The organism is Limnospira sp., assembly GCF_051859755.1.
Lineage (GTDB): Bacteria > Cyanobacteriota > Cyanobacteriia > Cyanobacteriales > Microcoleaceae > Limnospira > Limnospira fusiformis.
Genome location: NZ_JBIMLI010000048.1, coordinates 25,514 through 31,889, shown reverse-complemented (window position 1 = coordinate 31,889; position 6,376 = coordinate 25,514). Strand labels below are relative to the sequence as shown.

Genomic DNA, 6,376 nt, shown 5'->3' with positions numbered 1-6,376 from the left:
TCAGCATGGCGCGGGCAGTCTTAGACCTGATTAGACGCTTCACCTTGGCAACCATATTGGAAGTCTCGAAGGTGGGCAAAAAAATCCGGCTGTGTTATGGGATGGCCAGGGATGCGACCCAATCAACCAAGGGGTGGAAGTCCCACTAGGAGGCTATTTCGGGCATTGCATCCCTATTTCACTCCTAAACGTCTCGCACCCATACTTGGTATTATACTGTATTGCCGTAAAATGTTAACCTAATTTGAGATTAAATCATGCTCCCAACCCTTTGAAACCCTCGTAATGTGCCTTTCTGTTATTATCAGAGGAGTTGCATGGTAAAACCGCAAGGGGTCTGTTGCAATTACCCACTTTTTCGCGATCGCCATGAATTACCCAAAAATTACCCAAAAAGAAAAAAGGCCAGAAGTGCAGTGTTCCCATAAACACTTACTTTCTCGCCTTTTGAAACCCTCGTAATGTGCCTTTCTGTTATCATCATGGCAGTTCGATTGTGAAACCGCAAGGGGTCTGTTGCAATTACCCACTTTTTCCATAAAACTCACCCATTCGGGGGATAGCAAACCTTTAAAGGAACTTTCATTGGCCATGTTAACATCATCTTCTCGATTCCAATTTACCGAAGACCTCAATATCTGTCGTATCTTAAATGGAATGTGGCAGGTTTCTGGGTATCATGGACGCATTGACCCCAAGGTGGCGATCGAAACCATGTTTCAATACCATGATGCAGGTTACACTACTTGGGATCTGGCGGATCATTATGGACCGGCGGAAGATTTCATCGGGGAATTTAGGCGACAAATGGCTAATTCTCGCGGTCAGGAAGCCTTATCAACTATTCAGGCGTTTACTAAATGGGTTCCTAGACCTCAAAAAATGACTCGCAATATTGTTGAGAAAAATATTGATATTTCTCTCAAGAGAATGAATGTGGATTGTCTGGATTTGCTTCAATTTCACTGGTGGGATTATCGCGATGATAACTATTTGGAAGCATTGCGACAGATGACTATTCTACAATCCGAGGGGAAAATTAAACATTTGGCTTTGACTAACTTTGATACTGAACATTTGCGGGTCATTGTGGAAAATGGGATTAAAATAGTCTCTAATCAGGTGCAGTTTTCCCTAGTCGATCGCCGTCCTTTGGTGGCTATGGTAGAGTTCTGTCAAACCCATGATATTAAGTTAGTTCCCTATGGGGTTCTCTGTGGTGGGTTCTTATCGGAACAGTATTTAGGGAAGCCTGAACCTATGGCTATGATGTTAAAAACTGTTAGCCTCAAAAAATATAAAAATATGATTGATGCTTGGGGAGGCTGGAAGTTATTTCAAGAGTTGCTGACTGTGTTAAAATCCATTGGCGATCGCCATGGGGTCAGTATTGCTAATGTGGCGGTTCGCTACATCCTCGAACAGCCTACGGTAGCGGGAGCCATGGTGGGAGCGCGATTAAGCATTTCTCAACATATTGATGAGAATGCTAGAGTTTTTGATTTTAGCCTAGATGAAAGCGATCGGCAGCAAATTCATCAAGTCACCAATCGAGGAAAAAACCTATTTGAAATTATTGGCGACTGCGGGGATGAGTACCGTTAAACTAGCTCGGTATATTGTCACCTTGTTGTAGTTTTTTGACCGCGACAGTCAGACGTTTTAAATAGGGTTTAACAATCTCTCGATTATGGTTTTGCAGTTCCCTGACCTGCTGGTAAAGAATCCCTAGTTGTTGTTCCAGTTTAATCAAGTTTCCGGGAGAAACAGAGGGTTGGGATAAATGCTCCGAATTGGTAGCTGGTGGGTGTTGTTTGATATCATTGATGGTATTTTCCATTAACCGAAACCGAACATTCATCACTTCCCAATCCTCATGACGCAAAGCATTTTGTTCTAAACGCTGAGTTACCCTTTGTAATTCCGTCAGCACTTCTGTAATTTGATCTAGGTCGCTGTTTTCCTCTGTCGGTCCTGGTAACATCTGAACCTGATCATAAAGGGATTTTACCACCGCACGAACATCAGCGATCGCTGCATCTGTACTCTGTCGCACTTGCTGCTCAAACCGTTGGCGGTTGATGATATTCAACGCCACAGCCACAGTTAAAGGAGCCGCCGCCAGTAACAACGGGCGAAATATAATCGCTGCTACCAGTGAACCTACCCCAGAGGCGACCACAGACACATATTCGGCAATTTTGAGCCAATCTCGCTGATTTTCAGAGGTTGGGGGCGAGGGTTCTGTCGTTTGCATGGCTGTCGCTATTTTGGAGAAAACTGTTATAGAGTTATGCTAACGCAAACTGTCCGCCAGATAGCCACTATTTTTGAGATTATTCTTTTCGGTCTCCAGATTTTTGAGGTTTTGGGCAATTATACCCTTGGGAATATCCCCCCTAGCGGTTTAGAATATACAGTCAACAACGGGAAGATTACCTGTGATTGCTCAACTAGCCTTGAAAGGGAGTTATGAAGTTAAAAGTTATCGAAAATTTTGATGGTTCTTTTACCCTAGAACCACAAGCAAAATCCATACTGTTTAGCCTCCTAACCAGTGATACATTTATCAACCAAATGCGACAGCAAACTGAAGGGAATGGGGTAGAATTTACGGAGTTACTCTTTCAACCTGTCCCCTACAGCATTAATACCCCCAAAGGAATGCCACCGGAATTAGAAGAATATTATCACTCTGATGATTATATCATTGTGAATGTTCCGCCTAATTATATGTTCCAGGCGAAGATTTTTAAACCTAGTCGCCTCTGTGCTATCTATCGTCGAGTTTAATGGCTTAAATGCCTTTGTTTATAGCCCTAGCTAACTAGCTGGTGGTATTGTTGTTCATTGCACCTAATTAATCAATCATGACTTCCTCAACTGAGATGATTCCCCTTAGCGGTCTGGAATTTATTGCTTATCTGGATAATTCCGGGAAATTACCAGAATCTTTATCAGGAAAAATCGGGGTTTATGCAATTTTTAATCAACAACATATTTTACAATATGTAGGCTATTCTCGTGATATTTTCCAAAGCATAAAACAGCATTTAGTGCGTGAACCAGAAGGGTGCTATTGGCTGAAAGTACAAACTATTAATCGCCCTAGTCGGACCCTGCTAGAGGAAATTCGCGATGGTTGGATAGCTGAAAATGGTTCGGTTCCTCCTGGTAATGCTGAACACAGCGATCGCTGGAATCAACCTATTGATGTCAAGCCACAAATGACCTCGGAGGAAGTGGCTAAGTTTGATAGTCTTGATGAAATTGGCAAGGATAAACTACTTAAAACCGTCGCCAAAAGAGTCGAGGCAAATATTTTATCTGCCTTGGAAAAACGAGGATTACAGGAAGAAATCCGCTTTAACCCTAAACTTAAAACTCAGGGTATTCTGGATTTAAAGTGATGGTTTAATTATATGATGGGGCGGTTTTTGACTTTCTAATAAATCGGGTAAATTGCCCCAAATTTATAGATCATTTATCCGCCCTTAAAATGTGGCTAACCCATAATTTTTGGGCATTAAATAAATGGCAATCTGTAGAAACACGGATGATGGCTGATTAAGGTATTAGGTGCTGCTTAGGAGGGGGAAAACTTGCTATTTATAGGGGTTGACTCAATCCCCTATTTATCCTAGAATAATGTGTCAGGGTCTTGGCTGACTACAGTGGCTGGATTCAGGCTTCCCCAATGGTGGGAGTCAGTGTTGGTGTGGCTAGTAATTGTCAGACCAAAAAAATCACAATCTTTTCGGGAATAGCTAAAAGTGATGCTGTAGTTAGCAGGGACGATTTTAAGATATTAAAGGATGGTACAGATCATGTCTGTGAATATTCCGCAATGCCAGAATTTGGATCAGCAAGTCAATAGTGTAATTAAGCTATTGTTGCAGGAATCATCTTTGCGATCGCAGGATTTATCAGCAGTCCGAACCTCATTAGAAAAGGCGATTTCTCCGAGATTTGAGATTGTATTTGCTGGCGCTTTCAGTGCGGGAAAATCGATGCTAATTAACGCTCTGTTAGGGCGAGAATTGCTGTATAGCGCTCAGGGACACGCCACGGGTACTATTTGCTACATTGAATATGCTGCTACTCCATCGGATGAAAAGGTAGTGCTGACCTTTTTAAGTGAAGTAGAAATCCGGGAGCAAGTCCACGAACTTTGTCAAACATTGGGGTTATCAACTCCTGGGAATCTTCATGAAATAGAGGAAGCGAAAGGACTCCAGGAAGCGGCGAAAACACTCTATGAACAAGAGGGGGGGGAAAGTCGGAATCAGCGCGCCAAACGAGCGAAAGCCTTGGAACAATTGTTAGCTGGTTTTGTGGCGAATCGGGATAAAATCAACGCCCATAATAATACGATTTTATCTATGGGAGAACTCGCTGATAATGGTGTTGATTCAGCCTCCCTATATGCTCGTCGTAGTCAAAATAGTGCAGTTATTAAAAAGATAGAATATTACTGCCATCATCCCCTCTTAGAAGATGGTAATGTAATTATTGATACTCCGGGAATTGATGCACCTGTCCAACGAGATACACAGATTGCTTATGATAAAATTGAGCATTCTGATACCTCGGCGGTGGTCTGTGTATTTAAAACAGCAGCTAATGGGGAACTGACCTCAGAAGAGACTCAGTTACTAGAACGCATTCAGAATAATTCGGGGATTCGCGATCGCGTTTTTTATGTATTCAATTATATTGATGCGACTTGGTACGATGACCAGCTAAAAAACTGTTTAAACCGTCATCTAAATACTCAATTCAGTAGTAGCGATCGCGTTTATAAAACCAGTGGATTATTAGGGTTTTATGGGGAGTTAATTCGTCAGACTCATGGTAGCGATCGCTGGGGTTTAGATTCAATTTTTGCCAAGGGTAATCTCTCTAATCCAGAGGCGGAAGAGACACCAAAATTTATAGTAGAATTTAATAACTACTTCTTCACTTCTGGTCAACTTTCCCGCAGTAGCTTTCCCATTACTCCAGCCATAGGTTATGCGGACACCCATCAAGAAAAGTATCTACAAATTCTGAATGCTCACGGCTACAATTTGATGGAGCAATTAGTTCTTGATAGTGGGATTGATCAGTTTCGTGATGATATCACCCGCTATCTCACAGAAGACCGCCGACCCCAGCTTTTTCAAGCCTTAGCAGAAGACCTCCGACCTGTCTGCATTTCGTTAAGGTCTTATTATCTGCAAAACTGGTGGGATTTAGAAAATCAACCCAAAGAAATCGATGCAATTAAGGATTTACAATTACGACAACTTAGCCAAGACTTAAAAACCATTGGCGATGAATTTGAGCAGTATATTAAGGCTCATCTTAATCACACTGTAGCGAGTAACGAAAACGCTATTTATGAGCGAGATTTTCGGAACTTACAAAGAAAGATGATTGAGCGTTTAGATACACTGATTCAAAAATTCTCAGTGGGTGAAGCCTACAAACGCGCTCAAAGTAACCACCCCAATAGTGCTGTGGTTCCTCTATTAGCCATATTAGCGGAGGCTTTTTATAGCTTATCGGATGATTTAAAAGCCACCCTAGTAGAGTCCTGTGAGTCCTTGGTGGCTAACTTTTTCCAACAGTTAACTGAGCAAGTCCATCAAGCTGATTTTTACCATCATCTATATCGTCTTTTGGGTAATGATGGCGGTATTGATGCTACGTTAAATCAACTTCACCGTAAAGTTCATGATGCTGTAATTAGTGCGGCTCAGACCGAATGCGGTGCTTATGTACGGGAAACCCCAGAGTTTTATGCAGAGGGAACAGTTCCCCATTTCCAACTGCGTCAAACCTTACGGGAAGCCTGTAATAGTGCTGATTATCAAGGGATGGTTGAAGCGGAACCAGCTATTCGTCAACTGCTGAAAATTGACTTTGAGAAAAAGGTTAAAAGAACAGTTCTCCGCCATTTTCGGACTGTAATTAATCTGACTATCAATGATAATTTGCAGGTGGGTGCTAAACATCAATCTAAGGCAATTTTTTCCCAATACGAGACAGCACGAGCTAATTTAGCTAAAACCTTGGAACAGGAAGCGGAAGAAAAGCTGGAGCATAATCATCAATTACAAGAACAAATCAAGCAGAAAATTGATGCTTATAATGAATCAGTAATAGGGATTAATGACTGTTTGGTGGCTATGGGTTTAGGACGAGGTAAATTACCAGCTATTAAGGATACAGACCTTGATCCGGTTTTCAATTACCAACAACCAGCTTATACAGAACCATCATATAATATTGAGGATGAGCAGGAGACTTCCTCAGAAATATTTGATGCTGAGTTTACACCAACAGAGAAAAATCCGGTGATGAGCGAGTAAAAGTTTTGTAGGGGTTGGTT

Annotated in this window: 6 protein-coding genes and 1 pseudogene; 5 read left to right on the top strand and 2 right to left on the bottom strand. The window is 41.8% G+C overall.

The window, feature by feature from the left end; translation table 11 throughout:
• Positions 1-94: pseudogene (locus tag ACTIE0_RS10755) on the bottom strand (zinc ribbon domain-containing protein); the annotation flags it as partial.
• Positions 95-591: 497 nt separating this feature from the next.
• On the opposite strand from ACTIE0_RS10755, the gene ACTIE0_RS10750 reads away from it, so the two are divergent.
• Positions 592-1,605, top strand: coding sequence for an aldo/keto reductase (locus tag ACTIE0_RS10750; RefSeq protein ID WP_006669060.1), 1,014 nt, complete (start codon positions 592-594; stop codon positions 1,603-1,605).
• Position 1,606: 1 nt separating this feature from the next.
• Here the strand turns inward: ACTIE0_RS10750 and ACTIE0_RS10745 are convergent, their stop codons facing one another.
• Entirely contained in the window at positions 1,607-2,257 is a 651-nt protein-coding gene (locus tag ACTIE0_RS10745; protein WP_006626081.1) for a hypothetical protein, read from the bottom strand.
• A 36-nt stretch (positions 2,258-2,293) separates the two neighbouring features.
• On the opposite strand from ACTIE0_RS10745, the gene ACTIE0_RS10740 reads away from it, so the two are divergent.
• The 4 genes from ACTIE0_RS10740 to ACTIE0_RS10725 all read left to right on the top strand — a co-directional run bounded on the left by ACTIE0_RS10740 (position 2,294) and on the right by ACTIE0_RS10725 (position 6,356).
• Positions 2,294-2,476 (top strand): hypothetical protein, encoded by a 183-nt coding sequence (locus tag ACTIE0_RS10740; RefSeq protein WP_006626082.1) that lies wholly within the window; start codon positions 2,294-2,296, stop codon positions 2,474-2,476.
• Positions 2,473-2,793: a hypothetical protein gene (locus tag ACTIE0_RS10735; protein WP_006626083.1), complete on the top strand. Its 321-nt coding sequence runs from the start codon at positions 2,473-2,475 to the stop codon at positions 2,791-2,793. Before ACTIE0_RS10740 ends, ACTIE0_RS10735 begins: the two co-directional genes overlap by 4 nt.
• A gap of 77 nt (positions 2,794-2,870) precedes the next feature.
• The gene (locus ACTIE0_RS10730) at positions 2,871-3,410 is read left to right on the top strand and encodes a GIY-YIG nuclease family protein (RefSeq protein WP_006626084.1); all 540 of its coding nucleotides are present in this window, start codon (positions 2,871-2,873) and stop codon (positions 3,408-3,410) included.
• A 417-nt stretch (positions 3,411-3,827) separates the two neighbouring features.
• Entirely contained in the window at positions 3,828-6,356 is a 2,529-nt protein-coding gene (locus ACTIE0_RS10725; protein WP_006669062.1) for a dynamin family protein, read from the top strand.
• Positions 6,357-6,376: the final 20 nt, after the last annotated feature.